Source organism: Actinomadura rudentiformis, assembly GCF_008923185.1.
GTDB classification, from domain to species: domain Bacteria; phylum Actinomycetota; class Actinomycetes; order Streptosporangiales; family Streptosporangiaceae; genus Spirillospora; species Spirillospora rudentiformis.
Genome location: NZ_WBMT01000015.1, coordinates 15,848 through 41,420, shown reverse-complemented (window position 1 = coordinate 41,420; position 25,573 = coordinate 15,848). Strand labels below are relative to the sequence as shown.

Genomic DNA, 25,573 nt, shown 5'->3' with positions numbered 1-25,573 from the left:
CTGCGTGATCAGGGTGCGGAGCCGGGTCTCCAGGGCGTCCTTGGCGAACTCGTTCGGCGCCGCAAGCAGTGCGGTGCCCTCGACGAGAGCCAGGGGGCGGACCATCGGCAGCCAGGCGCGGTAGCTCGGGGGAAGTTCGCCTTCGGTGAGAGCAGTGAGGGTGCGGGCCCAGACCGACGCGAGATCCTGACCATCCATGCGCAAGGTCCCTCCCAAAACTCCCCGTCAACCGAGGCACCCCGGTTGCCCTGCATCACCACGGGCACGGCCAGTCTCAACAAGCTCAGCCCCGCCGCGGAAGCCTTACTCTCTCACGAGTTGTCCACAGAGTTGTCCACACGCTGTGTATGAGCATCGGATGCCTGTGCAAAAGCCACAGCGGAGAGGCCAGGGTAGGTGATCTAGAGGGGACTCGCGTAGCTCATGCCGAGTCCCAGAGGGGAAGAGAGCCGGCTGAAGGGATGTGAGAAGTCCACCAGCTCGCCGGGAGACCTTAGCGCTGCGCGGTGCCTCCTCGCAACAGAGTCAAGCAACCTCCGCTCTCCACACATTGGTCACATAGGTCCCCTAGATCTCCTCGTTCACAAAGTCGCCATCCGCACCTCAGGTCCGAAGCCGCAGGCGCAGACGCCATGGGCTGGAGCTATTCAGACGCCGTGGGCTGGAGCTGCTCGGACGCCGTAGCTGGAGCTGATTGGACGCCGTGGCGGGGGCCGGGGGCTGGAGCCGAACAGAGAGGTCGCAGGGGAGTCAGTGCGGGTGGCTCAAACGAGGAGTTCGGGCGGGTATCCTGGGCACTCCGAGTCGGTGCTGTCCGTTTGACCCAGTGGGCGACTAGCCCGTAACGTTCTGAGGTCGAGTCGCATCGACGGAGTTGACGCGTGCCCGCTGTCTTGCCCGCCCAGGGAAAGCCGGATGGGCCCCCGCTGCGAGGGACCAGACGCGGCCCTCGATGCGAATTTTCGCGCCTGAAGAACCAAACCGACCGCAGCACTGGAGCCTCGAGTGAGCAAGCGTACTTTCCAGCCGAACAACCGTCGTCGCCACAAGAAGCACGGCTTCCGGCTGCGCATGCGCACGCGCGCCGGGCGCGCCGTCCTTTCCGCGCGGCGCGGCAAGGGTCGCTCCCGCATCGCGGTCTGACCCTCCCTTCGCATGCTGCCGTCCGGACACCGGATGCGGCGGCGGGACGAGTTCACGTTGGCCGTCCGGCGCGGTCGCCGCGCTGGACGGCCAACTGTCGTCGTTCACCTGCTACGCCGAGATGACGCCGCCGAAGAGGACCCATTGGTCGGGTTCATCGTGGCCCGCAACGTGGGCAACGCGGTCGTACGCAATTCCGTACGGCGTCGGCTCCGTCACCTCGTACGTGCGCACCTCGATCGACTTTCGCGGGGTAGCCTGCTCGTAGTGCGTGCCAACCCCGCCGCGGGTACGGCACGACACGACGAACTGGCCGCGGATCTCGAGTCGGCACTCGACCGGCTGCTGCGGCCCGCGTCCAAGGGGCGGAAATGACGAGCCAGCCAGAGGGGTACCTCCCCTCGCCGCACGTGGTCGCGAGGCCGAGCCTCGCGGCCCGCGGGCTGATGCTCCTCGTCCGCGCCTACCGCCGCTTCTTGAGCCCTCTGCTCGGACAGCAGTGCCGCTTCCAGCCCAGCTGCAGCGCGTATGGCCTGGAGGCCCTCCAGGTGCACGGCGCCCTGCGGGGCACCTGGCTGACGGTCCGCCGGATCGGCCGGTGCCAACCCTTCCACAGGGGTGGGTACGACCCCGTGCCGCCCCGCAGAGGGGATGCACCTTCGAAGACCTCCGGCCGCGAGGAAAGCGGCCCCGCCCTAGGAGAGCCCAAGGAGCTGCCCGGTGCTTGATCCGCTATACAAGGTCGTCGCTCAGCTCATCGTGTGGATCCACACGGGTCTGAGCTCTATTGGCATTGACAAGGACAGTGGATGGGCCTGGGGCGGCGCCATCATCCTATTGACGGTACTGCTGCGGCTGGTGCTCTTCCCGCTGTTCGTGAAGCAGATCCACGCATCGAAGAAGATGCAGGAGCTGAACCCCAAGATCCAGGCACTGCGCAAGAAGTACAAGAACGACAAGCAGCGCCTCAATCAGGAGGTCATGAAGCTCTACCAGGAGAACGGCGCCAACCCGCTGTCGGGCTGCCTGCCGATCCTGGTACAGATGCCGGTCTTCATCGGTCTCTTCCAGGTTCTCAAGAACGTCTCGGACGCCAAGGAGGGTGAGGGCTACTTCGCCGTCACGCCTGACCTGGTGCAGAGCGCCCAGAAGGCCAACATCTTCGGAGCGCACATCCCCGACACGTTCTTGAACGCGTGGGGCGCCGATCCCAAGACCTGGAGCGCGATCGTCGTCACCGGCATCGCGGTGATCATCAGCTCCTTCACCACGTTCTTCACCGTCCGGGCGAGCATGCAGCGGCAGAAGCTGCAGGGCACGATGGACGACAACAACCCGATGATGCAGGCGCAGAAGATGATGGTCTTCCTCGCGCCGCTCTTCGGCCTCTTCGGCCTCGGCTTCCCGCTCGGTGTGCTCATGTACTGGGTGACGTCCAACAGCTGGACGCTCGCGCAGCAGCACTACATCTACAAGAAGTACTACCCGCACGACGAGAACGGCAATGGCAACGGCGACGCCAAGCCGGCGACGGGCCTCAAGTCCAAGCTCAAGAAGGAGTCGGCGCCGGAGCCGGCCCCGAAGGCCGAGGAGAAGCCCAAGGTCGTGCGCAACCAGCCGACTCGCAAGCCGCGCAGCAAGCGCAGCGGCAGCCAGAAGCGCTAGTTTGAACCCCGGTCCATGTCGAAGAAGGAGATCCCGTTGAGCCAGACCGACACCACCGAGGTCGACGTCCAGGCGCTCGAGCAGGAAGGCGAGATCGCCGCCGACTACATCGAGGGTCTGCTGGACATCGGTGACTACGACGGTGACATCGACATGGACGTCGAGGGCGAGCGCGCCATGGTGGCCGTTGTCGGTGCCTCGCTGGACGAGTTGGTCGGCAAGCGCGGCGAGGTCCTGGAGGCACTCCAGGAGCTGACCCGCCTGGCCGTGCACCGCCAGACCGGCAACCGGACCCGCCTCATGCTGGACATCGGCGGCTACCGCGAGCGGCGCCGGGCCGAGCTCACCAAGCTGGGCCAGGACGTGTCGGACGAGGTCAAGCAGAGCGGCCAGCCCAAGCCGCTCGCCCCCATGACCCCGTTCGAGCGCAAGATCGTCCACGACGCCGTAGCCGCAGCCGGCCTCCGCAGCGAGTCCGAGGGCGAAGAGCCCGAACGCTACGTGGTCGTGCTCCCCGCATAAGACGCAGAAGAACGGCGGTGGCCCCCAAACCGGGGGACCACCGCCGTTCTTGTTTCCCGTAATCGGTCAGTCCCCCACCCAATCAACACCGCAAACCCTCAGCCGGGCGACGCACGCCGCGCACCCCGCCGTGTTCGCAAGTTGAGGTCTCTGGCGCACGTCTCTCGGGATGGCGGCTCAGGCTGTCTTATCCCCAGCTTGGGCGCCGCTGGGATGTGGATGGCGCTGTTGATAGCGGAACACCATGGTGCTCTGGACGGCCACGAACGCATGAGCGGAGGGCGGGGCGTCGGGCGACTCCGACTAGGCGTCCCTTCCTGCAAAAGTGCGGCGCTGGAGTGGGTTTCGGCTGGATGGGCTCGTTTCGGCGGCGATCACGCCGGAGCCCGAAGTCTCCTGTGATGTATGTCATCTGCATGCGCAAGCTGAACGCGCGTGAGTGTGGATCGCGGGCGAGCGTTGTGGATAGAGCCTGTGGAGAGATTCACAGAGGGTGTTCGGATGGGTACAGGAGTCGGCGCCCCGGCGACTCATGAGAACTATCGACGATATGTCGCCGACCAGGCGACCAGAGACCACGCGGCCAAGGACGAGACGGCCAGGGATGAGACGACCAAGGACCAGGCGACCGGGCGGCCGAGGACCACGCGGCCAGGGACTACGCGGCCAGGGACGAGGTGATCAGAGACCACGCGGCCAAGGACCAGGAGGCTGGGCAAGGTCGGGCGACTGGGCAAGGCCGGGCGACCAGTTGACCGGGCGCGTCCCCCTTCTTCAGGCGGTCCCTGCCCTGCGGAAGCGGTTAGGAAGGACGTTCGTGCGGGGCGCGACGCAGCGGCGGGGTGGTGGCGTGGGGTCGGTTTTGTGCCGCGGGGTCCTGCGCGATGGCTGGATCCTGCGCTCGTGCCGGATCCTGTGAGGTGTGGCCTCGCGGCGCATCTGCCACGTGGCCGGGCCGTTCGATGACACGTTCGACATGCTCGACCGGGCCGTTGGGGGTCTGCTCGACGGTGCGTTCCTCGTGGATGATCGCCTCGGGCTCAGCAGGTTCGGTGTAACCGGGGTCGGCCCCGACCATGAGGCCTGCCCGGCGACGAGGTCGGGTGTACAGGAGGGTGAAGGCCATGCTGATGGCCCCCGCCAGGATGAGGATCCAACCGACGAGCTGGATGTCTATGCCGGAGAGTTCGACGCGGAGGGCGAACGCAAGAATCGCACCCAAGCTGATGAAGGCGAGACTGACTCCCACTCCCATGACTCGGAGCTCCTTCCGTTTTCGGACGGGCTGCTGCCTTGCACCTACCCGACGAGGGGCGAATATGCCTGTGGCTGCGGCTGGTAAGCCCCTTGTGGCGGTCCGAACAGTCTTCGTGCTGGTCGTTTCATGTGTGCGCCCCCAGGACTTTTTGTGGAACGATTCGTACGGTGGGGATTGCGAGTGAGGTTTTCGGCGATGCACTACCGCTGGCGGAGCGCTATGCGGAATTTCTCGCCGACGCCGGAGTCGAACGGGGCCTCATCGGGCCCCGCGAGGTCGATCGGCTCTGGGAACGGCACCTGATCAACTGCGCTGTCGTGGAGGAGGCGATTCCGGAGGGCGCCGAGGTCGTGGACATCGGCTCGGGCGCCGGACTGCCGGGGATCGTGCTGGCGATCGTACGGCCGGACCTCTCGATCACCCTGTTGGAACCCTTGCTCCGGAGGACGACCTTCCTGAACGAGGTCGTCGAGATGCTGGAGCTTGAGAACGTCGAGGTACGCCGCGGCCGGGCGGAAGAGGCCGCCCGGGAGCTTTCCGTGGACATCGCGACCGCCCGCGCCGTGGCTCCGCTGGAACGTCTCGCCAAATGGGCACTGCCACTTCTGCGCCCCGGCGGTGAGCTTCTGGCGATGAAGGGCGAGCGTGCGGCGACCGAATTGGAAGAAGCTCAGCCTGTCCTGAAGCGGTTCGGTGTACGTACGACTGAACTACTCCAAGTCGGGCGCGGTAAGGTCGAGCCGCCGACAACGCTTGTCCGTGTGGTCGCCGAGCGCGAACCCCGCCGGCAGTCCGGCCGGGGTCGGTTGGTCGGGAAGGGCGACGCTAAAAGGTCGAGGAAGAGGTCTTCATGAGCACGGGACCAGGACTGGGCTGGCCTGACCGCGCCAACGAATCCCCTGATGACAACGTCTCCGCGCCTGACGAGGGCGCGGCGCCGGAGGCCCAGGAATCCGTGGAGGCGGCGTCCGGCGAGTCGACGGGGACGCCTTCCGGGCATGCGATGTGGGGGAACACAACGTCCGGGACCGCGGAGAACGTCGGCTACGTACCGACCAACGGGGGCACGCAGGAGCCGCCAGGTCCGCGCAAGGGACCATCTCAGGGGGAGTCGCAGCTCGTGCGCGAGGCGCTCAAGGACGCCAATGTTTCACAAGAAACAACGGTGGCGGTGATCAAGGCCATGTCGGGCCGCAAGCAGAAGGAGTGGCCCAAGCCCGCCGAATGCCGCGTGGTCACCATTGCCAACCAGAAGGGCGGGGTCGGCAAGACCACGAGCTCGGTCAACCTGGCCGCTTCGCTCGCGATGCACGGCGCCCAGGTCCTGGTCGTCGACCTGGATCCGCAGGGGAACGCCTCCACGGCGCTCGGGGTGGAGCACCACGCCGAGATCCCGTCGATCTATGACGTGCTCATCGAGGACATGCCGCTGGCCGACATCGTCGTGCCGGCACCGGACATACCCAATCTCTTCTGCGCTCCGGCCACCCTCAACCTCGCCGGCGCCGAGATCGAACTGGTCTCGAAGGTCGCCCGCGAGTCCCGGCTGCGTCGCGCGCTCGACGCGTACGACAAGGACAAGTTCGACTACGTCCTCATCGACTGCCCGCCGTCGCTGGGCCTGTTGACCGTCAACGCCCTCGTCGGCGGGGACGAGCTGCTCATTCCGATCCAGTGCGAGTACTACGCGCTGGAGGGACTCGGCCAGCTAATCCGTACCGTCGACCTGGTGAAATCGCACCTCAACCCGGATCTGAACGTCTCCACGATCCTGCTGACGATGTACGACGCCCGCACACGCCTGGCCGCGCAGGTGGCTGACGACGTTCGCGATCACTTCGGTGACGTCGTGCTCAACACGGTGATCCCCCGAAGCGTCCGCGTTTCTGAGGCTCCGAGCTACGGACAGTCCGTCATGACGTACGATCCGGGATCGAGTGGTGCGCTCGCCTACAGCGAGGCCGCATCCGAGATCGCCCACCGCGGAGCAGCGCAGTGAGCGTCCAAACACACGTGGCCAGGCGGCCGCACGGGGAGGTGGCGTGAGCCAGCAGCGACGAGGTCTGGGCAAGGGGCTGGGTGCCCTGATTCCCACCGCTCCGCCCCCGGGTACCCCGGGAACGGCGGGCGAGCCCGGCCTCCCCGGCGGCCCGAACGGCTCGGACGGCGCGGCCGCCCCGGCCATGCAGCCGGTCGCCGGCGCGCACTTCGCCGAGCTCCCGCTCGACGCCATCCGTCCCAACCCGCGGCAACCCCGGGAGAACTTCGACGAGCAGGCGCTCGAGGAGCTGTCCGAGTCGATCGGCATCGTCGGCCTCCTCCAGCCGATCGTCGTCCGCAAAATTGACTCGGCCGACCACGAGTACGAGCTGGTCATGGGCGAACGCCGCTGGCGCGCGTCGCAGCTCGCCGGCCTCGACGTCATCCCCGCGATCGTCCGCGACACGGGTGACGACGCCATGCTCCGGGACGCGCTCCTGGAGAACCTGCACCGCCAGCAGCTCAACCCGCTGGAAGAGGCCGCCGCCTACCAGCAGCTCCTGGAGGACTTCGGAGCCACCCACGAGCAGCTGGCCACCCGCATCGGGCGCTCCCGCCCGCACATCACCAACACCCTGCGGTTGCTCAACCTGCCTCCAGCGGTCCAGCGCCGCGTCGCCGCCGGCGTCCTTTCGGCGGGCCACGCTCGGGCGCTCCTCTCTCTGGAGAGCGTCGAGGCCCAGGAAAACCTGGCCGCCCGCATCGTCGCCGAGGGCCTCTCCGTTCGTGCGGTCGAAGAGATCATCGCCATGCGCGACGTCGAGGACAGCCCTCAGACGCCTCGCCAGAAGCGCAAGAAGCCCGTCGCGCCCGCCCTCAAGCAGCTGGCCGACCGCCTCTCCGACCGCTACGAGACCAAGGTCCGCGTAGACCTAGGCCGCAACAAAGGCAAGATCGTTGTCGAGTTCGCCTCCCTGGAGGACCTCGACCGCATCATCAAGACGATGGTCCCCGACGACGAGGGCATCGCCGACCCCGACGCCTGACCGCACCAGCCACCGAAACGCCCCGGCCCCACCCGGGGCGTTTCCATTTGTCGTCCCACATGAACCCTCAACGACACCGAACACAAAACTCATCGCCTGCCACGACCGGAGGAGCCTCCTCCGCCCGAACCCACTGCCCCCACAAGGCCGCCATGCCCACAGTTAGGCGCCACCGCGGCCAATCTCCCAATCGTTGAAGGCATAGATGACGCCCCGAGCGGTGTCCCCATGCGCCGCCAGATGCGCCATCGCCGGAACCGTCGCCCCCTACGCCGGCGCCACTGTGATCATTGCCCGGCGCACCCGGATCGGCCCAGGCTTCCCCCGGCCGCACGATCTGCTGCAGCTTCTGCCCCCTGATCGGTCGGCCGCCGCAGTCTGACTGGCTCTGCTCCACATTCCCCACCCTCAACAGCGCTCAGATTTCATCGAGAGTGAGGCTCACCGGCACCAGGGACATCACTCCGGCGTGTCACCAGACCCCGGCGAACGCGCGTGGTCGGCCTCTAGCTGAGTTTGGTTGAGGTTGTGTGACGACACGGTCTGTCCGTGTGTGTCTGCGTGAAAGGTGAAGGCCTCCGGTTGTGGAGCGGAGCTGTCTAGGAACCGCTCCGCCAACAGGAGGCCTTCGTGTCCCACGCTAACGCTGCCCTGACCCCTCGCGCGCGTCTTCGGCTGGCGCGTCTGATCGTCGAGGACGGCTGGTCGATCGCCGGAGCCGCCGAGCGATACCAAATGTCCTGGCCGACCGCCAAAACACTGGGGGCCGAGCGGTACCGGCAGTTGAGCGTGACCGGGATGGCCGACCGGTCCTCGCGGCCGCACCGCAGCCCGGCCCGGCCCTCGCAGCCGACGGTACGCAAGATCGTGCACCTGCGCTGGAAGCAGCGGCTGGGCCCAGTCCAGATCGCCGGATGCCTCGGGCTGCCGGCCTCGACCGTGTACGCCGTGCTGACCCGATGCCGCCTCAACCGGCTGTCATGCATCGACCGCGCCACCGGCGAAACGGTCCGCCGTTACGAGCACGACCACCCAGGCGCGTTGCTGCACATCGACGTCAAAAGCTCGGCAACATCCCCGACGGCGGCGGCTGGCGCTATGTCGGCCGGATCCAGGGCGAACGCAACCGGGAGGCCACCGCCCGCCGCATCGGAGCCCGCAACAGCCGCTACGAGCCCCGGGTCGGCACCGCGTTCGTGCACACTGTCGTCCACGATCGCTCCCGCCTCGCCTACGCCGAGATCTGTGACGACGAGAAGGCCGCCGCCGCGATCGCCGTGCTGCGCAACGCTGTCGCCTGGTTCGCTACCCGCGGCGTCACCACCGAACGCGTGCTGACCGACAACGGCTCGGCCTACAAGTCCCACGCCCGGCGCGACGCCTGCACCGAGCTTGGCATCCAGCCCAAGAAGACCCGGCCCTACCGGCCACAGACCAACGGGAAGGTCGAACGCTTCCACCGCACCCTGGCCGACAGTTGGGCCCTGGGGCCGTTTCCACAGCTTGCAGCAGGCACGCCGCAAAGCGTTACCGGCCTGGCTGCATCACTACAATCACCACCGGCCCAGACCGGCGGCAAACCACCCATCACCAGGTTGACCAACATCCCTGAGCAGTACACCTAGCCCTTGTGTCCTCACAAATCGGGTCGAAGATGTCGACGCGCTCGACAGAACACCAGCCAGGCTCCACGCCGAGTACCCATGGTGCGCGGAGGAGCCCAAGGCATACAGCGGCTGACGCAGCACAAGTTGCCTGTGCCGTCGTGCGTCCTCAGAAGTGAACCCTCAGACGGCCAGCCTTAGCGAGAGGGCCTTAGAGAATGCCCACACGAGCGTGAAAGGCGTATCAGGCGGCGATGTTTCACATGAAACATCGGCTGAGGTGTCGCAGACTGCCACCCATACAGCCGCCCTCGTGGGCGGCAAGAGCCATGACTTGAATGGTGGTGATGTGGAGGGCCTCTGCCGATCGAGGCGCCGGGGATCGAAACAACCCTCACGTGGCTCAGCCTTCAGGCAGCAGATTGCCTCATGGTGGGAGGCCATGGCCTGGAGTGCTTGGCCTCTCCGCCGCCCCGTTCAGGAACCGAGCCACCAAGACGGGCGGCGGACAGTGATGGGCGACGGCCAAGACAGCGGGCACCCTGACGGATGCTGGCAGGGCGGGCGGCAGTCGACCGCCCGTGTCGGTGATGGTGGTCGGCTATTCGTGCCGGATCAGCGCATGACTGACCCCGATCGGGCGGGCCCGTGACCGGGTGCTGGGTCGTGCTGGCCGAGCTCGGGGGCGGTGCCTCGGACACTGGTATGGGCAACCGGTCGGGAGCGGGCAACGGCCGGGGCCAGCCGCCCAGGCTGATCGAGGCGATGAAAAGCCTTTGTCGACCTGGCCCTGTGAGGACGCGCAAAACGGACCCATCCTTGAATCTAACGGGTAGATCAGGGCACCCAGATTGACCATGTTCGCCGACCACTGCACCAGGCTCACCGGCAGCGCCAGATGCAGGACGATCGAGATGATCGCCAGCAGGAACAGCATGAACGGGTAGTAGAACGGCGCGGGTCACCCTTCAGGATGTAGTGAGCGCGGGAGGAGTACAGAGCATGGCGGGCTGGGCAGAGGTCCGCCGGGTTGCGTCGGCCGGAGGGGCACCGATCCCGGCAATCGTCTGCAAGAGGGAGTTGCGCGGAATCATCTGCGGAGATTTAGCAGCCGATGGTTGTGGCTAAGGCCGGCAGGGCAGTGGGCTGGGCCCGACAACGCCGGCGCGGGCTATCCCGACGGGGGCTTGGCTGATTTTTGCAGCGATGGTCCTTGGTGGAACGGCTGGCGGGTCCCGATGGGGCATGGTCCCCCGTTCTCGCTTGCGGGCGGTGTTGCCTTGGGCGTCGGGCGCAGCCGCCAGTCTCGGCCGCGTGCGCTCCCCCGAGTCTGGCGGGGGATCGGTGCCTGCCACTCGTGCAGGAAGATCCCGTGGCGTCGGGAATGGGTAGGCCTCGTGCGGGGGGCCTCATAGAGCACCTTCAGCAGCTCTTGCTTCGTACTGAGATCAGTGCCGTCTGGTACGTGGAGGTAGGCGATCGGCCTGCTCTTGCCCTCCTTGTGGGTGGTAGCTGGCTGACACGGCGATCTTCCGACCGGCTCCACACCTTTGACGGGGGAGGATGGCGGCAGAGCAGGCGTGCATCCTGATCACGTCATCCCGGGCATGTCGGCTTCGGCTGATAGCTGCGTGGCACAGAGCCTTGGTGAGGCACCGGCACAGGCTCTGTGAAATTCCTTGGCGACTGGGCTCAGGCCTGGCCGAAGGATTGTGCGGCGGTGTCCCAAGGCGTGCGAGCTTGGTGATCGACGGGCCGCGTTCCCAGCCGCCGCGCTCGCCACGGGGGGCGGCAGTGTCAGACACGGTTGCGGCGGCTGGGGACGTGATCTATCGGTTGCGGGCGGTCCGGCTTCGGCAGCTCGCGCGGGGCGATCGGCCCGCGCTCGGTGGCGGGGATTGGAGCGCGCCTCGTCTTCGTCGGGCTGGACATCACGCGGCGGTGACCATGGTCTTTCCCGGGTGGTTGGGCGGGGGCGCCCGATGGATGTGCCGGTGAGGGAGCGTCGGGTTGCGGCGGGCGATGTTTCACGGGAAACAGCGGGCGGCGTGTTAGGGGAAGCGGCGGAGGATCAAGTCTCGGCAGAGGAAGCCTAGGTCTAGGCCTGCGACGCTGACGGCACGGGGGAGGAGGCTTGTCTCGGTCATTCCGGGGGCGACGTTGACTTCGAGGAAGTGGACCTCACCTGAAGCGTCGACGATGAGATCGGTGCGAGAAAGGTCGCGTAGGCCCAGGGCTTGGTGCGCGGTCACGGCGGCGGCGGTCGCTCGTTGGGCCGCTTCAGGTGAGAGGCGTGCTGGAGTGACGAATTCGGTATCGCCGGCGTCGTAGCGGGCGGTGTAGTCGTACAGGCCGCTGGGAGCGACGATTTCAACGGCCGGGAGGGCGAGGGGTTCTCCGGCTCGTTCGATGACGCTGACCGCGATCTCGACGCCCTCGATGTACTGCTCGATGAGGGCCGCGTCCCCGTATGCGAAGCAGCCCACCATTGCGGCGGGTAGTTCGCTTGCTTCACGTACGACGGAGGCGCCGAGGGCTGAGCCGCCGCGAGTGGGCTTAACAAAGAGCGGGAGGCCCAGCCGGTCGACGATGCTGTCGAGCACAGAGGCCGCCCCCAGGTCATGGAAGACCTCCTTCGGGAGGGCCACGGAGGCAGGGGTCGCGATGCCTGCTTGGCGGACGACGGACTTGGCGGTCGGCTTGTCCCAGGCGACCCGGCACGCGTCCGGGCGGGCCCCCACGTACGGAACCTCAAGGAGTTCGAGCACGTCCCGGATCGAACCGTCCTCACCGGCGGACCCATGGAGTACGGGGAACACCGCGTCCGGAGGATCGTTGGTGAGCGAGTCCAGCAGCGTGGCGTCCGCGTCCCGGAGTTCCACGGGGACGTCGGCTGCGCGGAGCGCGTCCGCGACCCGGCGACCTGAGCGCAAGGAGACCTCACGCTCGTACGAGAGACCCCCGGCAAGGACGATCACGTGCCCGAGTTCCAATCCAGTGCCCTTCAGACGGTGTCTCCGCGGAGACCAGCTTGGCGGTGTTCCAAGGAAACCAGAATGGTGGGGTGGCGTGTTGGGGCCGGGTGCCCGGGAGGCCCTCATCCGGCGCCGGTGACCGAGCTGGAGATGTGCGAATCATCGCTGCGCGACTGCGCTGGCCCGCCCTGACAAGGCCCGATGGCAGCGGCCGCACGGGGTTCCGCCCTGCTGCGTAAGGCGGAGGAACTGCCCGCGACTGGGAAGTCCCGGCAGTCATCAGAACCAACGTTTGACTCGTCTTGCGAGTGGGTGATGCCTCAGGGCATCACATGGAAGGCAGGACTGGGGGTTCGGGGGCGTTGTGGTTGCTGGGGTTGGTGAGTCGCGGCTGGGGTGGGCCATCTCATGGAGCAGTTCGGTTGCGACGCGGACGGGGCCGTCGATGAAGGGTCTGGTGGGTTCTCCGATGCCCCTGGGTGCAAGGTGGGTTTGGTTGGCGGTGACTGCTGTCCCTCCTTGGCCTGGAAGTCCGTCCAACCACCTCCGTCGGCTGGGAAATGCGGAGCTTACGGCAGACCTCTGGTGTCTCGACTTGGACGAGGCCATGGCTGACGTTGCAGCCGACCGACCCGGCTGGAACCGGCGCTAACACGATCTGCGAATCCCCACGGGGCGCGACGGGCTGGGGCCTCTATGCGCAGCGCCCAGAGGGGTTCCTCTGGGGCGCTGTAGGGGTCGGGGGTTAGAGGGTTTCGGGGCCTGGCGTGTCCACAAAGGCCGATTGGGCGCCGGAGCCGCCGGCTCCACCGAAGGTGTCGCGGAGCTCGATCTCTTGCTCGATCACTCCGGCGAGCCTCCGGACGCCTTCGCGGATGCGGTGGGGCTCGGGGTAGCAGTACGAAAGCCGCATGTGCCTGTGGCCGCTGCCATCGGCGTAGAAACCGGTCCCCGGCACGTACGCGACCCGTTGGGCGATGGCTCGCGGGGCCATGGCCTTGGCGTCCAAGCCCTCGGGGAGACTGAGCCAAACGAAGAAGCCACCCGCCGGGCGGGTCCACGTGCAGCCTTCTGGCATGAGCGACCCGAGCGAGTCCAGCATCGCGTCGCGGCGTTCGCGGTAGAGCTCGCGGAAGTCCTTGATCTGCTCTCGCCACGGCTGGGTCGTCAGGTACTCCCGTACCGCCAGCTGCGTCAGGCTGGAGTGGCACAGCACCGCGGATTCGGCGGCCAGCACGAGCTTGGCGCGCACGGCGTGGGGCGCCAGGACCCAGCCGACGCGGAGGCCGGAGGCGATCGTCTTGGAGAACGAGCCGAGGTAGATGACCCGGTCGGGGTCGTCCGCGCGGAGCGCCCGCATGGGCTCGTTGTCGAAGCCGAGGAGGCCGTACGGGTTGTCCTCGATGATGAGCACGTCGTACGCCGCGCAGATCTCCAGGATCTGGGCACGGCGAGCCGGGGTGAGCGTGACGCCGGCGGGGTTCTGGAACGTGGGCACCGTGTAGAGGAACTTGACCCGGCGTCCCTCGATCCGCAGCCGTTCGAGAGTCTCGCGGAGCGCGGTCGGGATGAGACCGCCCTGGTCCATCGGCACGTGGACGACGTCCGCTTGGTACGAGGCGAACGTGCCGAGCGCGCCGACGTACGACGGTGCCTCGGCCAGGACGACGTCGTCGGGGTCTACGAAGATCCGGGTGATGAGGTCCAGCGCCTGCTGGGCCCCGACGGTCACGACGACATCGTCCGCGGAGGCCTTGATGCCCTCCAGCGACATGACGTCGCAGATCTGCTCACGGAGTCCCGGGTCGCCCTGCGCCGACGCGTACTGCAGCACCTCGGCGCCGTTGCGCGCGACGAGATCGCCGACCATCTGGCCGACGGCGTCGAGCGGAAGCGCCGACACGTACGGCATGCCGCCCGCGAGCGAGACCACCTCGGGACGGGCAGCGACTGCGAACAGAGCCCGGATCTCAGAGGCGACCATGCCGGCGGCACGGGCGGCGTAGCGATCGGAGTAGGCATCTGTGCGCGAGTGCTGTTCCACGAGGTACCTCCGTGGCGTTTCGATTTACTGCAAACTACGGCATCGCGGTCATGTGACCGGGACGGCCCCTTGGTGTTACGAGAACTCAGGCCGATGCGCCTGCGATCTTTGACCTCATATGACGAAATCTTGTGGTGACTCTCCGTTGAGCCTTGCTTACAATTCGAGGGGTGTCGGGGTGTCTGCGCCCGCCGGATAGTGCTTCCGGCGGTGCGAAGCCTTCCGTCCGATACGATGCCTGAGGAACCCGGGTAGTTGCCGGGAATTTCCGCGAAGTGGCGCTCCGCGCGAGCAAACCCGTTTCCCAGCACGCTCCTTGTCCGGTCCTCGGCCGCGCGCCACCCGAGGTCCACCGGGCGGGTCCACCAAGGGGTGCAGATCCGGTGTCGCGTCGTCTCGTCAACATCACGTTGGACAATCTCGACGATCTCCCTCGCCGCTGCCGTCGCTGCGTCTTCTGGGAGCTGGATCCGGTGAGCCGGGACCGCGCCGTGGAGGACGGCGACCCCGACCTCGAAAAAGAGGCCTGGATCTCCTCGACGCTGCTCGAGTGGGGCAGCTGCGGCAAGATCGTGTACGTGGACAACGCGCCGGCCGGGTTCGTGTTGTATGCGCCGCCGCTGTACGTGCCGCGCTCGGTCGCGTTCCCCACCAGCCCCGTCAGCGCCGACGCCGTGCTGCTGATGACCGCGCACATCCTGCCCGAGTTCACCGGAGGCGGGCTGGGCCGGATGCTCGTCCAGGGCGTCGCCAAGGACCTCACGCGCCGGGCGGTGAAGGCCATCGAGGCCTTCGGCGACCTGAAGGGCGAGGAGGGCGGCTGCATGGTGCCTGCGGACTACCTGCTTTCGGTCGGGTTCAAGACCGTACGACCGCACCACCGTTATCCCCGCCTCCGGCTTGAGCTCAAGTCGGCTCTCTCGTGGCGTGAGGACGTCGAGGTGGCCCTGGAACGTCTCTTGGGCTCCATGACCCCAGAGGGTGCCCTCCGTCCCGTCTGAGGCCGCCTGAGAGCGCCGCCGTCTCGCCCCCACCGGAGGATCGGGTCGACACCCCACCCAAAGTAGGGGGTGGTTATGGACGTAAGGTCGATCCGCGGGCCAGTGATCGTCACTAGATTCTCTTCCTGTGGACGGAATTCTGGATCTTGTGCATACGGCGGTCAGCTCGCCGTGGTTCTACCTGGTGCTGTTCGCGGTGGCGGCGATCGACGGATTCTTCCCGGTGGTGCCCAGCGAAAGCATGGTCATCACCGCGGGCGTCTACGCGGCCTCCGGCGAGCCGAACGTGGTGGCCGTCGTGGTCCTGGCCGCACTCGGGGCCTTCCTCGGTGACCACGTCTCCTACTTCATCGGACGCGGCTCCGGCGGCCGCCTGACGGCGCGGCTCAAGCCCGGCACACGCCGGCATAAGGCGTTCGACTGGGCAAGCCGGACCATGCACGAACGCGGCGGGCTCATCCTCGTGGTGGCCCGGTACGTCCCCGGCGGCCGCACCGCGGTCACGATGACGATGGGTTGCGTCGGCTACCGCCTGCGCTCCTTCTCCTTCTTCGCCACCCTGGCCGCCGTCAGCTGGGCGCTGTACGGCACGCTCCTGGGCTACCTGGGCGGGATGGCGTTCGAGAACGACCCCATCAAGGGTGTGGTGCTCGGCCTCGGGATGGCCATCGGCGTCACCATCGTGGTCGAGGTCGTCCGTTACCTGCGCAAGAGGAACCGTCCGAGCGTGACCGAAGAGGTCGCTGACGAGGACGACGCCCCTCAGGTGCCGATCTCCGCGTAGCCGGATCCATGGCTCGGCGGGCCGGGGGAATACTCCTTCCGGCCCGCCGAGCCATTGTGTTGCCCACCCGTCCCGCCTTCTCCGGGGTGGCCGGTGCTTGAGCACCGACCTCCAGGGCGGAAGCCAGTCCCTCACAGGGCCAGTCCCTCACAGGGCCAGCAGGTCGCCAGGGACCTGAGCATTGGCGGTGACCGGCTCACTCCATTGGCGGTGACCGGGTTACTTCAAAGTGCCTTCTTCTCTACTGATCACCGATCTCGGCACGATGACCTCAGTCACCACAAGGAACCGAAGCACTGAGGATTGAGGATCGGGGACACCCACGGACCAGACGCAGGAACGAGAGCCGTCGAGATCACCTCGCTTGGTCGGAACGGGACGTAGCGGCCGCAAGTTACCTTCCTGGCTCCCACCGCCACGTTCACCGCAAGGGGCCAAACGGCGGTGGACAGGCGATGTGCGCAGAGCCACCTCGCGGCCGTTGCTCCAGCTCTCCGCGCCCCTGCCTCCTGATCGTCCGCTCAGACGCGTCGTACAAGCCGGTTGGAGGAAGAAGAACATGTCCGTATGGGACGCAGAGGTGATCGACAGCCCGGAGCCAAGCGTGGCTGAGCACGTACGCCGTTACCTCGCGACCGACGGCGAGGACGGCTTCATGGAGGGCGGCGTCACCAACCTGCTGCTGACGACGGTGGGGAGGAAGTCAGGACAGCTGCGCCGTACAGGGCTCTTCTTCGGGCAAGACGAGGACCGTTTCGTGCTCATCGGGTCCTCGTTCAGCGGCGGCCCCAAGCATCCCTCCTGGTACCTCAACCTGGTCGCCCACCCTGAGGCGCAGGTGCAGATCAAGGGTGAGAGGTTCCTTGTCCGTGCGCGTACCGCCGAGGGTGAGGAGAGGGCGCGCCTCTGGCGATTGATGACCTCATGGTGGCCCGCGTACGACACGTACCAGGCAAGATCCACCCGCGAGATCCCGGTCGTCGTCCTCGAACGGATCTGACCCAGCGGTCCGGGACGGAGGGCTGTCAGGTCGTCCGGGAGTCAGTGGGGATCGGGAGGCCCTTGGCCACGGTTTGGGCGGCTTCGATCAGGTCGCGGCCGCAGGGCGCGGTTTCGGGGTCGAGGAGCCACTGGGCCGCCAGGCCGCTGAGCAGCGTCTGGTAGTACGCGCCGATCTTCTCCACCTCCTGCGGGTCGGTCACCGATGCAGGAATGCCGAACAGGTCGACCAGGGCCATGCGGGCCTGCTTGCCGGCCTTGGCGAACGTCTGGCGCAGGCCGGGGTCGCGCTCGATGTAGGCGAGCATCTCGAACTGGATGGACCACAGGGCGCGGGACTGGGCGAACGACTCGGTGACCTTCGTCCACGTGGCCGCGAAACGTTCCGCCGGATCGGCGTCGACGGCGTTCTTGGACGCGGTCGAGATACGGGCCATGTCGTCGCCCCACTCTTCGATGGCCTGCCGCAACGCCTCGGTCAGCAGCACATCCTTTGACCCGAAGTGATAGCCGATGGCGGCCAGGCTGACCCCGGCGGCCGCCGCGATGTCACGCGCCGTCGTGCGGGTGTAGCCCTTCTCGAGCAGGCAGCGCTTCGCGCCCTCCAACAGATCTTCACGGTTGCCCATGGCCAGGAGCTTACACACGCCCGGAACGAACGTCTAAAACAACTGTCTTGCACGTGTGTCTCAAATACCGTCCCGGACATCGAGACAACAACGGACGGCCAGGAGACCCCAGCGAAGAAGAACGCCAACGTCCTCATCTCCGGCGCGGGTATCGCGGGCATCGCCTGGCGTGCTGGCTGCGGCGCCACAAACTCAGCCGGACAACCGCGCTGCGCCCGACAGCGGCCGGGCTGCGCGGAACGTGTACCGACTCTCCACGACCCTGTCGCTCTTCGTCCATGATCAGCTCGGGCTCTGGCACAAGTTGATCTTTCCGTGAAGATCATTTGCCTCTACGGTGACGCTCGGGCAGTGAAGATCATCCGGCACATCGCCCAGGGCCGCCGGCCTCGGGCGTCCAGGCTCGTTCGAACGGAGAACCCCCATGAAGAGACTGCTTCTCGTCGCTCCGGCCGCCACCGCCGCGTTCACGATCGCCGGCACGGGCCTGGCCGGCACCGCGGCCGCACAGGCCACGACGGCTGTGCCCGCGTCCGTGGCCGCCTGCAGCAGCCCGATCAAGGCGAAGGAGAGCATTCACATTCGCGCCTCGATCGGCGGCACTTCGCTCGGGCTGTTCCACAAGGACCGCACCGGGTGCCTGAACAGCCGCTCGTCCGGCCCCTCGTACACCGCCTGCGGCGTCACGGGCACGACTTACTACTACATCACCTATGGCAGCACAAAGGGCTGGGTCGTCTCCGGCTGCGTCATCAAGCTCTGACGATGAACGAGCACGGCCCGTACCCCCTGACTTGCAAGGGGTACGGGCCGTGTTTCATGCGCCCGCCGCGGGAGAGGCGAGGGTCAGTGGATCGATGGCTCAGATGAACTCGGCGAGCTCACGCAGCAGAACGGCCTTCGGCTTGGCGCCGACGATCTGCTTGACGATCTCGCCGTCCTTGTAGACCTGCAGGGTCGGGATGCCGGTGATGCCGAGCTGCGCGGGCTTCTGCGGGTTCTCATCGATGTTCATCTTGACGATCTCGATCTTGTCGCCGTGCTCGGCGGAGAGCTCCTCGAGGATGGGGGCCACCATCCGGCACGGCCCGCACCACTCCGCCCAGAAGTCGACCAGGACGGGCTTGTCGCTCTTGAGCACCTCGACGTCGAAGTCGGTGTCGGTCACGGCTTTCACGGTGTCTCCTTCATTCTGAACGGCAGGGTCGTCCCCCGCCGGGACCCGGCCCCCATGGACTCGGGTCCCGATCAGCATCTGCGCGGCGGTGCTCAGACCTGGTGGGTCAGCTCCGCGGTGCCCTGGTCCTGCAGCCAGCGCTCGGCGTCGATGGCCGCGGAGCAGCCGCTGCCGGCCGCGGTGATGGCCTGGCGGTAGATGTGGTCGACGACGTCGCCCGAGGCGAACACGCCAGGGATCTTCGTCTTCGTGGTCGGGGCCTCGACGAGCAGGTAACCGTCGGCGTCGGTCTCCAGCTGCCCGGCGAAGAGCTCGCTGCGCGGGTCGTGGCCGATGGCGATGAAGAGCCCGGTCAGCTCCAGGTCCGCCTCGGCGGCGGTCTTGGTGTTGCGAACGCGGACGCCGGTGAGCTTGTTGTCACCGTGGATCTCGACGACCTCGCTGTCCCAGAGGAAGCGGATCTTCTCGTTGGCGAACGCCCGGTCCTGCATGATCTTGCTGGCGCGCAGCTCGTGGCGGCGGTGGATCACGGTGACGGAACGGGCGAACTTGGTGAGGAAGATCGCCTCTTCCATGGCGGTGTCGCCGCCGCCGACCACGGCGATGTCCTGGTCGCGGAAGAAGAAGCCGTCGCAGGTGGCGCACCAGGAGACGCCGCGTCCGGACAGCCGCTTCTCGTTCTCCAGGCCCAGCTCGCGGTAGCCGGAGCCGGTCGCGATGATCACAGACTTGGCCAGGTAGACGTCCTCGCCGACCTTCACGACCTTCGGGTCGGCCGTGAGGTCGACCTCGGTGACGTCGTCGGCGATGAGCTCGGCCCCGAAGCGTTCTGCCTGCTTGCGCAGGTTGTCCATCAGGTCAGGACCCATGATCCCGTCGGGGAAGCCGGGGAAGTTCTCCACGTCGGTGGTGTTCATCAGCGCACCACCGGCCGTCACGGAGCCCTCGAACACCAGCGGCTTAAGGTCGCCGCGGGCCGCGTAGATCGCGGCGGTGTAGCCCGCGGGGCCCGAGCCGATGACGATGACGTTGCGGACGTCGCTCACTTTTTGCGCCTCTCTGCTTCTTCCGGCCCCCTGGCTGAGGACCCACCCCGCCTCCTGTACGCCAGGGTGTCAGGCGGCCGGTCGCCGCCTCCGGTGACTCCGGCCTGCCAGTGGCGTCAACCGATCCTAGGGCCCGGTGATTCCCGTACGGTCCGATCCGCTCGTCTGCCTGGTCATAAGCTTGACCACATGGCACGGATTCTTCTCCTGCACTCGATGTACGGCCTGCGACCAGCCGTCCACGCGGCCGCCGAACGGCTCCGAACTGCCGGCCACGACGTCCACGTCCCGGACCTCTACGACGGGCGAGTGGTGGACGACGCCGAGGCGGGGGCCGCGATCCGGGAGGAGATCGGCCGGGACGAGCTCCTCAAGCGCGCCGTCGCCGCCGCCGCACCGCTCTCCGACGAGGGCCTGGTGTACATGGGCTTCTCACTCGGCGGCGCCCTCGCCCAGAACCTCGCACTCGCCGACGAAAAGGCCCGGGGGCTGCTCCTCTTCCACGGTACGTCGGACCTGGCCGACGACGCATCCACCGACATCCCGGTGCAGCTGCACGTCGCCGACCCCGACACGTTCGAGCCCGTCGACTGGCTGAACGCCTGGTACCTGCGGATGCGCAAAGCCGGAGCCGACGCCGAGGTCTACCGCTACCGAGGAGCCGGCCACCTCTTCACCGACCCCGACCTCCCCGACTACGACGCCGAAGCCGCCGAACAAGCCTGGGCCACAGCCGAAGCCTTCCTAGCCGACCTCTAATCCGGCCCAGGACGCCCACAGCCATCAAAGCCACCGGCCCAGACAGCCCACCACCACGCGCGAGACCAAGCCACGCGCGAGACCAACCCACGCGCGAGACCAAGCCACGCGCGAGACCAAGCCACGCGCGAGACCAAGCCACGCGCGAGACCAAGCCACGCGCGAGACCAAGCCACGCGCGAGACCAACCCATGCGCGTGACCAACCCATGCGCGTGACCAACTCACGCGTAACGCCAAGCCACGCGTGAGACCAAACCACGCGCGACACCAAACCACGCGCCAGACCAAACCACGCGCGACACCAAACCAAACCACGCACGAGACCCACTCACGCACGAGACCCACTCACGCACGAGACCCACTCACGCGCGTGACCAACCCATGCGCGACGCCAACTCACGCGTGACGCTAAGCCAGGCGTGACGCCAAGCCACGCGCGACACCAAGCCACGCGCGACGCTAAGCCACGCGCGGCACCAAGCCAGGCGGCCAGACCAACCCACGCGCCAGACCAACCCACGCGCGAGACCAAACCACGCGCGAGACCAACCCACGCGCGAGACCAACCCACGCGCGAGACCAAACCACGCGCGAGACCAAACCACTCCATGGAACAGGGCACGTGACGATTGACGAGGGAACGCCTTGGCCGTCGTCCGGGTCGGCTGTGGCGGAGGCTTCCTACATGAGCGTGGTGATCGAGCATGGACGGTCACGTGCTGGCCACGCTGGGAGACGTGCACGCCAAGGCGGCCGCCGCTCGTGAGTTGGGCCACCCCCAAGGTGGCCCACGGTGTCATGGGGATGCTGGGGCGGGAGCCATGACGTGGCGATATTGATATCCAGGGCGGACCGGTCACCAGTCGCGGCCACTCCCGGGCATGCTCGCTGATCTCTCCGTGGCCTCCAGCGCGTACGCGAAAGCCCTCCGGACCGCGTCCCATGCGGGGCGGGCGGGAGGGCTTTCGATCAGGCGGACTCGCGCTTCAGGACCGAGCAGTTCGGGCCCACGGCCCAGACGTTCCAGGTCCCGGGCTTGGCTCCGGCCAAAGCGATCACCGTGGCGTCCGAGCCTTCGTACTTGGCCACGTCGACGAGGTCCGGTTTCTTCCCTCCGGTGATCGTCGAGACGCATTGGGCCAGTTGCGGATCAGGGGTCTGTCCACCGCCGGCCTTCAGCTCCGGTCCCTTGCCGAAGAGGCGCGCCACCTGCTGGTTCAGCTGTCCCTGCCGGTAGTCCGTCCCGCTGCGGGAGACGGTGTACGGGCCGGCCACCTTGGGCTGGCCACTCTCACCGAGCGTCTGTGTACGTTCCGACGGAGCCGCACCTTGTGGGGCGCCGCTATTCGAATCCTTACGGTCAGTGACGGGTGAGTGCGCCGTCGCCGAATGATCATTATCGCCCGACCCGTTCAGGGCCGCCTTGCCGACCATAGCTCCGCCGCCGAGCACTACCACCGTCGCGGCAGCGGCGGACAGGATCCGCCAGTGCCGCCTTCCGCGCCGCTGCTCCAGGCTCACCACCGTGGCGTTGCTCATCGACTCCGCCGCGATGGCGGTGTCGATGCGCGCGGCCAGCTCGGCGGGCATGGACGGAACGGGTGCCTCCGCCAGGATCCGGGAGACGTCCGCAAGATCGGCGGATCGGTCCCGGCACTCGGCGCAGGTGTCGAGGTGCGCGTTGACGGAGGCGGCTTGATCGTCTTCGAGCAGGCCCTCGGCCAGATCGGCGAGGGTGTCGTAGTCATAGTGAGCGGGGTTCATCAGGGCATGCCACCTCCTTCCACACCTCCGACGTTCTTGCGGTCCCGTCGGTTCCGATGTTGCACGAGAAGTGGCGCCAGTCGCGCGCGTCCCCGGGCGCAGCGGCTCTTGATCGTCCCGGGCGGCACCTCCAGCACCTTGGCCGCGTCATCGACGGAGTACCCCATCATGTCGACCAGAATCAACGCCGCTCGCTGCTCGAACGGCAACTGGGCCAGGGCCGACTGAACGTCGAGCGATACGCCGTGGGCGTCCGTGGGATCGGGCATCTTCGGCGCCACCGCGTCGAACGTGGCGTCGTCGCCCATCGGCGTCGCCGGCCGTACGGACTTGCGCCGTAGCCGGTCCAGACAGGCGTTGACCACGATCCGGTGCAACCACGTGGTGACCGCCGCGTCACCCCGGAACCGCCCGGCGGCGCGGAACGCCGACAGGCAGGCGTCCTGCAGCGCGTCCGCCGCCTCCTCGGGGTCGCCGAGGGTACGGATCGCCACCGCCCACATGCGGTCGCGATGCCGGTTGACCAGCTCGGCGAAGGCATGCGGATCTCCCTGAGCGTGCCTGGCGAGCAGCTCTTTGTCGGGAACCTCGTCCACGCGCCGCATGCTCACCGACGCCATGGGCACCTGCTCGTGGGTGCGGTCTGGCCTGCTGGGGTCGACACCACAGATTCCTGAGGGGAGGGGACATTCTGCTCACAGGCACGATACCGACTGGTGCGACCCCACGTCACAGCTCATATGGCCGCCTCACCATTCGCGGCGGAGATGTTACGTCGATCAAGCCCTCCCCGACCGTCCACAACCGGCGGCCCGACACGCTGGAATCCTCCCGGTAGCCCCCATAGGCTGCGGTTGATCTTGATTCATGACGAAGGGGACCACACTCGATGACATCGCATGTCAGGCGAGGCATCACAGCAGTGGCCGTCGCGGCCCTGGCCGGAGGGCTCGTCGTCGCCCCCGCCGCCCCCGCCTCGGCGAAGGTCTACTACAGCAAGCGCGTGGTTCGGTACGACGGGATCACTGGGCGTCTCGACATCGACAACCGGCAAGGGCAGAATCTACGCGCGAGGACGATTCCACAACAGCATGAAGTACAACGCCGACTTCCGTGTGACTCTTGAGCGGCGGAAGGGAAAGGGCCCCTGGCGCCAAGTTGGGCCCGCTGGATGGCTTGAGAACACGCGGCCGAAGCACACGACCGGGTGGGCGTGGGACGGAAAGGGTTACCGGGCTCGTATCTGCATCTCCACCTACGACGGCAACGGTTACCAGGGCAGAGCGTGCAGCGCCAGTTACTGACGCCAGGGCTCGCTGCAGCTCGCCGTGCTGATCTTTCGGGTGGAAGTCGACCGCGCAGGCGCAGGGCCAATAGACCCCGGTCTCTGCCGATCGTGCGCCCCCGCCCCAGCGAGGGCGGCCGTGTCGCGGCCGCCCCGGCATGCAGCGCCACCTGCTGACATAAGGGAGAGGGACCCGCCTTGGGCGGAGGGTCCCTCTCCCTTTGGTCTGCGAAGACTGCGGTGTCGACGGCCAGGTGGCCCCTCAGGCCTTGGAGCCATACACGGTGACCTCGCTGAGCTTGGCCTTGCACGAGGACGGGAGCTGGCTGAACCACACGACCACGTAGCGGCCGCGTGCTTCGGCAGTGGGGACGATGCTGAAGCTGCCGGCTGTACTGGTCTTCCTGCCTACGGTTGGCAGCGACGCGGCGGACTCGCTGTCTCCTACCCGGAGCTGGATCGATGCGCCGCCCTCGGGCGTGGTCACCTCAACCTTGGAGATCTTGACCGTCCCGCCCATGTCGAGCAGAACGCCGACGCCCCTCTCGAGATTGCCGAAGTTAACGTTGTTGTAGGTCTGCGACTGCCAGACGGGCTTCATGGCCCCGTCGTGGACCGTGTCGACATTTTTGTCGATGGAGGAGTCGGGCCCGCCCATCCAGCGTTCCTCGACGCCCTTGGCGCTGACGACGTTGAGTTTGGTGGTGGTGGGGCGCGCGGGTTCGGACTTCTTGCCGGCCTTGCCGATGCTGGCCTTGTTGTTCTTGCCCGAGTCGTCGTCGCCCAGGTTGGAGATGGCCCAGATGCCGAGGCCGAGGATGACGGTGAGGGCGGCGGCGCCGATGCCCATGAGGCCTCGGCTGATGGGCTTGCGGGCGGAGTGCGGGGCCGTCGGCGCTGACGGGATGCTCTGGTGCTGGGTGGGTTGCGGCGCCCGGTGGGAGACCGGCTGGCGCGGCTGAGGTGGTTGGGGGCGCGGTGCGGGAGGCTGCACCGGGGCCGGGGTGGTGCGTGTCTGGCGGGGCGGGGCGGGCGGAGGCGGCTGAGAGGCGGCCAGGCCGGCGAAGAGCGGGAGAGGTGTACGGGGGACGCCGCGGAGGGCCTGGGCCAGCTCGGCGGGGGTCGTGATCGGGCTCTGGCCCGGTACCTCGACGCCGAGGGCGCGGCAGGCGATGGCGTTCAGCGGATGGGAGATGCCGGCCTGGACCTGGCGCGGAGCGTGGGGGACGCCGTCGGTCTCCGGAGCGGCGGGCAGGCGGGAACGGTCGGCGGCGCCTGGCCAGTGGGCGGTGAGGGCGGCGTAGAGCATGCCGCCCAGGCCGCGGACGTCTTCGGCGGCGGGGTCGTCGGAGTAGCAGTCGGCCAGGACGGCGTCGGTGGCGATGCCGAGGAGCTTGACGGTGCCGCCGGTCGTCCAGACCAGGTCACGGGGGGTGAGGCAGAGGTGGGCCAGGCCCGCGGCGTGCGCGGTCGAGATCGCCTCGGCTGCTTCGAACAGCAGCGTGGCGGCGCGGCCAGGCTCCAATGGCGCCTTGGTGAGCATTTGCTCAAGGGTCTCGCCGACGACCCATTCGCTGACGACATAGGCGTTCTCGCCACTGTCGTCGGCGTCGAAGACCTGGGTGAGGCGGGGGTCGGTGAGCCGGCTGGCGGCGCGGGCCGAGGTGACGACCTCGGCGATGCGGGGGAAGTCGGGCTCGAAGGTCCGGACGGCCACGGCGCGAGCCAGAATCTCGTCGATGGCCTTCCAGAGCGTGGATCCGCCGGAGTCGCTGATGCGCTCTTCAAGGCGGTAACGGCCGGCGAGACGAGTGCCGGGCTCTATGACTGACGTGCTCACGGCAACGTCCTGCGCAAAAGTGTCATGTTCGTGGCGTGGCAGCTTACGCC

At 67.4% G+C, this 25,573-nt stretch carries 22 protein-coding genes and 2 pseudogenes; 14 read left to right on the top strand and 10 right to left on the bottom strand.

Annotation, left to right across the window (positions count from 1 at the left end; genetic code table 11):
- Window positions 1–3: 3 nt before the first annotated feature.
- Window positions 4–198 (bottom strand): annotated as a pseudogene (locus F8566_RS51565) (DnaA N-terminal domain-containing protein); the annotation flags it as partial.
- Window positions 199–1,005: 807 nt separating this feature from the next.
- On the opposite strand from F8566_RS51565, the gene rpmH reads away from it, so the two are divergent.
- The 5 genes from rpmH to F8566_RS29130 are packed head-to-tail and all read left to right on the top strand — an operon-like array spanning window position 1,006 to window position 3,330.
- Window positions 1,006–1,143, top strand: a complete 138-nt coding sequence (rpmH, locus tag F8566_RS29150) for a 50S ribosomal protein L34 (RefSeq protein WP_151565057.1) — start codon at window positions 1,006–1,008, stop codon at window positions 1,141–1,143.
- A 12-nt stretch (window positions 1,144–1,155) separates the two neighbouring features.
- Complete coding sequence (gene rnpA, locus F8566_RS29145) at window positions 1,156–1,518, top strand: ribonuclease P protein component (RefSeq protein ID WP_151565056.1); 363 nt, start codon at window positions 1,156–1,158, stop codon at window positions 1,516–1,518.
- Window positions 1,515–1,871, top strand: a complete 357-nt coding sequence (gene yidD, locus F8566_RS29140; protein WP_151565055.1) for a membrane protein insertion efficiency factor YidD — start codon at window positions 1,515–1,517, stop codon at window positions 1,869–1,871. Before rnpA ends, yidD begins: the two co-directional genes overlap by 4 nt.
- On the top strand, window positions 1,864–2,808 hold the full coding sequence (gene yidC / locus F8566_RS29135; protein ID WP_151565054.1) for a membrane protein insertase YidC: 945 nt from the start codon (window positions 1,864–1,866) through the stop codon (window positions 2,806–2,808). Before yidD ends, yidC begins: the two co-directional genes overlap by 8 nt.
- Before the next feature lie 15 nt (window positions 2,809–2,823).
- Window positions 2,824–3,330, top strand: coding sequence for a Jag family protein (locus F8566_RS29130; RefSeq protein ID WP_151565053.1), 507 nt, complete (start codon window positions 2,824–2,826; stop codon window positions 3,328–3,330).
- A gap of 802 nt (window positions 3,331–4,132) precedes the next feature.
- On the opposite strand, the gene F8566_RS29125 is transcribed toward F8566_RS29130, so the two are convergent.
- Window positions 4,133–4,585 carry a DUF6458 family protein gene (locus F8566_RS29125; RefSeq protein WP_151565052.1) on the bottom strand — a complete coding sequence of 151 codons (453 nt, stop codon included), beginning with the start codon at window positions 4,583–4,585 and terminating at the stop codon, window positions 4,133–4,135.
- A 170-nt stretch (window positions 4,586–4,755) separates the two neighbouring features.
- Between F8566_RS29125 and rsmG the strand changes: the two genes are divergently transcribed.
- The 4 genes and pseudogenes from rsmG (at window position 4,756) to F8566_RS29105 (ending at window position 9,239) form a co-directional block, all read left to right on the top strand.
- The gene (gene rsmG / locus F8566_RS29120) at window positions 4,756–5,442 is read left to right on the top strand and encodes a 16S rRNA (guanine(527)-N(7))-methyltransferase RsmG (RefSeq protein WP_151565051.1); all 687 of its coding nucleotides are present in this window, start codon (window positions 4,756–4,758) and stop codon (window positions 5,440–5,442) included.
- 329 nt (window positions 5,443–5,771) lie between these two features.
- Window positions 5,772–6,587: a ParA family protein gene (locus F8566_RS29115; protein WP_151565295.1), complete on the top strand. Its 816-nt coding sequence runs from the start codon at window positions 5,772–5,774 to the stop codon at window positions 6,585–6,587.
- A gap of 43 nt (window positions 6,588–6,630) precedes the next feature.
- A complete protein-coding gene (locus F8566_RS29110; RefSeq protein ID WP_151565050.1) occupies window positions 6,631–7,614 on the top strand; it encodes a ParB/RepB/Spo0J family partition protein in 984 nt (327 codons plus the stop codon).
- Between the two features lie 630 nt (window positions 7,615–8,244).
- Window positions 8,245–9,239, top strand: a pseudogene (locus tag F8566_RS29105) (IS481 family transposase).
- Window positions 9,240–11,269: 2,030 nt separating this feature from the next.
- On the opposite strand, the gene F8566_RS29100 reads toward F8566_RS29105, so the two are convergent.
- Entirely contained in the window at window positions 11,270–12,211 is a 942-nt protein-coding gene (locus tag F8566_RS29100; RefSeq protein ID WP_225993628.1) for a D-alanine--D-alanine ligase family protein, read from the bottom strand.
- A 727-nt stretch (window positions 12,212–12,938) separates the two neighbouring features.
- Window positions 12,939–14,177, bottom strand: a complete 1,239-nt coding sequence (locus tag F8566_RS29095) for an aminotransferase-like domain-containing protein (protein ID WP_151565294.1) — start codon at window positions 14,175–14,177, stop codon at window positions 12,939–12,941.
- A 443-nt stretch (window positions 14,178–14,620) separates the two neighbouring features.
- On the opposite strand from F8566_RS29095, the gene F8566_RS29090 reads away from it, so the two are divergent.
- The 3 genes from F8566_RS29090 (at window position 14,621) to F8566_RS29080 (ending at window position 17,022) form a co-directional block, all read left to right on the top strand.
- Entirely contained in the window at window positions 14,621–15,238 is a 618-nt protein-coding gene (locus F8566_RS29090) for a GNAT family N-acetyltransferase (protein WP_151565048.1), read from the top strand.
- A gap of 127 nt (window positions 15,239–15,365) precedes the next feature.
- On the top strand, window positions 15,366–16,022 hold the full coding sequence (locus F8566_RS29085; protein WP_225993626.1) for a DedA family protein: 657 nt from the start codon (window positions 15,366–15,368) through the stop codon (window positions 16,020–16,022).
- Between the two features lie 559 nt (window positions 16,023–16,581).
- Window positions 16,582–17,022 carry a nitroreductase family deazaflavin-dependent oxidoreductase gene (locus F8566_RS29080; protein ID WP_151565047.1) on the top strand — a complete coding sequence of 147 codons (441 nt, stop codon included), beginning with the start codon at window positions 16,582–16,584 and terminating at the stop codon, window positions 17,020–17,022.
- A gap of 25 nt (window positions 17,023–17,047) precedes the next feature.
- Here F8566_RS29080 and F8566_RS29075 read toward each other — a convergent pair whose 3' ends face one another.
- Window positions 17,048–17,650 (bottom strand): TetR/AcrR family transcriptional regulator, encoded by a 603-nt coding sequence (locus F8566_RS29075; protein WP_151565046.1) that lies wholly within the window; start codon window positions 17,648–17,650, stop codon window positions 17,048–17,050.
- 424 nt (window positions 17,651–18,074) lie between these two features.
- Here F8566_RS29075 and F8566_RS29070 point away from each other — a divergent pair, with 424 nt between their 5' ends.
- Window positions 18,075–18,413: a hypothetical protein gene (locus F8566_RS29070; RefSeq protein WP_151565045.1), complete on the top strand. Its 339-nt coding sequence runs from the start codon at window positions 18,075–18,077 to the stop codon at window positions 18,411–18,413.
- Window positions 18,414–18,512: 99 nt separating this feature from the next.
- Here the strand turns inward: F8566_RS29070 and trxA are convergent, their stop codons facing one another.
- Window positions 18,513–18,827: a thioredoxin gene (trxA, locus tag F8566_RS29065; protein WP_225993625.1), complete on the bottom strand. Its 315-nt coding sequence runs from the start codon at window positions 18,825–18,827 to the stop codon at window positions 18,513–18,515.
- Window positions 18,828–18,919: 92 nt separating this feature from the next.
- Window positions 18,920–19,873, bottom strand: coding sequence for a thioredoxin-disulfide reductase (gene trxB, locus F8566_RS29060; RefSeq protein WP_151565043.1), 954 nt, complete (start codon window positions 19,871–19,873; stop codon window positions 18,920–18,922).
- 189 nt (window positions 19,874–20,062) lie between these two features.
- Between trxB and F8566_RS29055 the strand changes: the two genes are divergently transcribed.
- Window positions 20,063–20,632, top strand: coding sequence for a dienelactone hydrolase family protein (locus F8566_RS29055; protein ID WP_151565042.1), 570 nt, complete (start codon window positions 20,063–20,065; stop codon window positions 20,630–20,632).
- A gap of 971 nt (window positions 20,633–21,603) precedes the next feature.
- On the opposite strand, the gene F8566_RS29050 is transcribed toward F8566_RS29055, so the two are convergent.
- The 3 genes from F8566_RS29050 to F8566_RS29040 all read right to left on the bottom strand — a co-directional run bounded on the left by F8566_RS29050 (window position 21,604) and on the right by F8566_RS29040 (window position 25,523).
- The gene (locus F8566_RS29050; protein WP_151565041.1) at window positions 21,604–22,398 is read right to left on the bottom strand and encodes an anti-sigma factor family protein; all 795 of its coding nucleotides are present in this window, start codon (window positions 22,396–22,398) and stop codon (window positions 21,604–21,606) included.
- Window positions 22,398–23,018 (bottom strand): RNA polymerase sigma factor SigM, encoded by a 621-nt coding sequence (sigM, locus tag F8566_RS29045; protein WP_192809911.1) that lies wholly within the window; start codon window positions 23,016–23,018, stop codon window positions 22,398–22,400. The genes F8566_RS29050 and sigM overlap by 1 nt, the downstream gene beginning before the upstream one ends.
- A 927-nt stretch (window positions 23,019–23,945) precedes the next feature.
- Window positions 23,946–25,523, bottom strand: a complete 1,578-nt coding sequence (locus F8566_RS29040; RefSeq protein WP_151565040.1) for a protein kinase family protein — start codon at window positions 25,521–25,523, stop codon at window positions 23,946–23,948.
- Window positions 25,524–25,573 lie beyond the last annotated feature (50 nt).

Bases quoted from the DNA above. Each gene is read 5' to 3' on its own strand.
- F8566_RS29070 (WP_151565045.1), top strand. From the start codon at position 18,075: ATGAAGAGACTGCTTCTCGTCGCTCCGGCCGCCACCGCCGCGTTCACG.
- rnpA (WP_151565056.1), top strand. From the start codon at position 1,156: ATGCTGCCGTCCGGACACCGGATGCGGCGGCGGGACGAGTTCACGTTG.
- F8566_RS29130 (WP_151565053.1), top strand. From the start codon at position 2,824: ATGTCGAAGAAGGAGATCCCGTTGAGCCAGACCGACACCACCGAGGTC.
- F8566_RS29115 (WP_151565295.1), top strand. From the start codon at position 5,772: ATGTCGGGCCGCAAGCAGAAGGAGTGGCCCAAGCCCGCCGAATGCCGC.
- yidD (WP_151565055.1), top strand. From the start codon at position 1,515: ATGACGAGCCAGCCAGAGGGGTACCTCCCCTCGCCGCACGTGGTCGCG.
- F8566_RS29080 (WP_151565047.1), top strand. From the start codon at position 16,582: ATGTCCGTATGGGACGCAGAGGTGATCGACAGCCCGGAGCCAAGCGTG.
- sigM (WP_192809911.1), bottom strand. From the start codon at position 23,018: ATGGCGTCGGTGAGCATGCGGCGCGTGGACGAGGTTCCCGACAAAGAG.
- F8566_RS29055 (WP_151565042.1), top strand. From the start codon at position 20,063: ATGGCACGGATTCTTCTCCTGCACTCGATGTACGGCCTGCGACCAGCC.
- F8566_RS29050 (WP_151565041.1), bottom strand. From the start codon at position 22,398: ATGAACCCCGCTCACTATGACTACGACACCCTCGCCGATCTGGCCGAG.
- F8566_RS29095 (WP_151565294.1), bottom strand. From the start codon at position 14,177: ATGGTCGCCTCTGAGATCCGGGCTCTGTTCGCAGTCGCTGCCCGTCCC.
- F8566_RS29075 (WP_151565046.1), bottom strand. From the start codon at position 17,650: ATGGGCAACCGTGAAGATCTGTTGGAGGGCGCGAAGCGCTGCCTGCTC.
- F8566_RS29125 (WP_151565052.1), bottom strand. From the start codon at position 4,585: ATGGGAGTGGGAGTCAGTCTCGCCTTCATCAGCTTGGGTGCGATTCTT.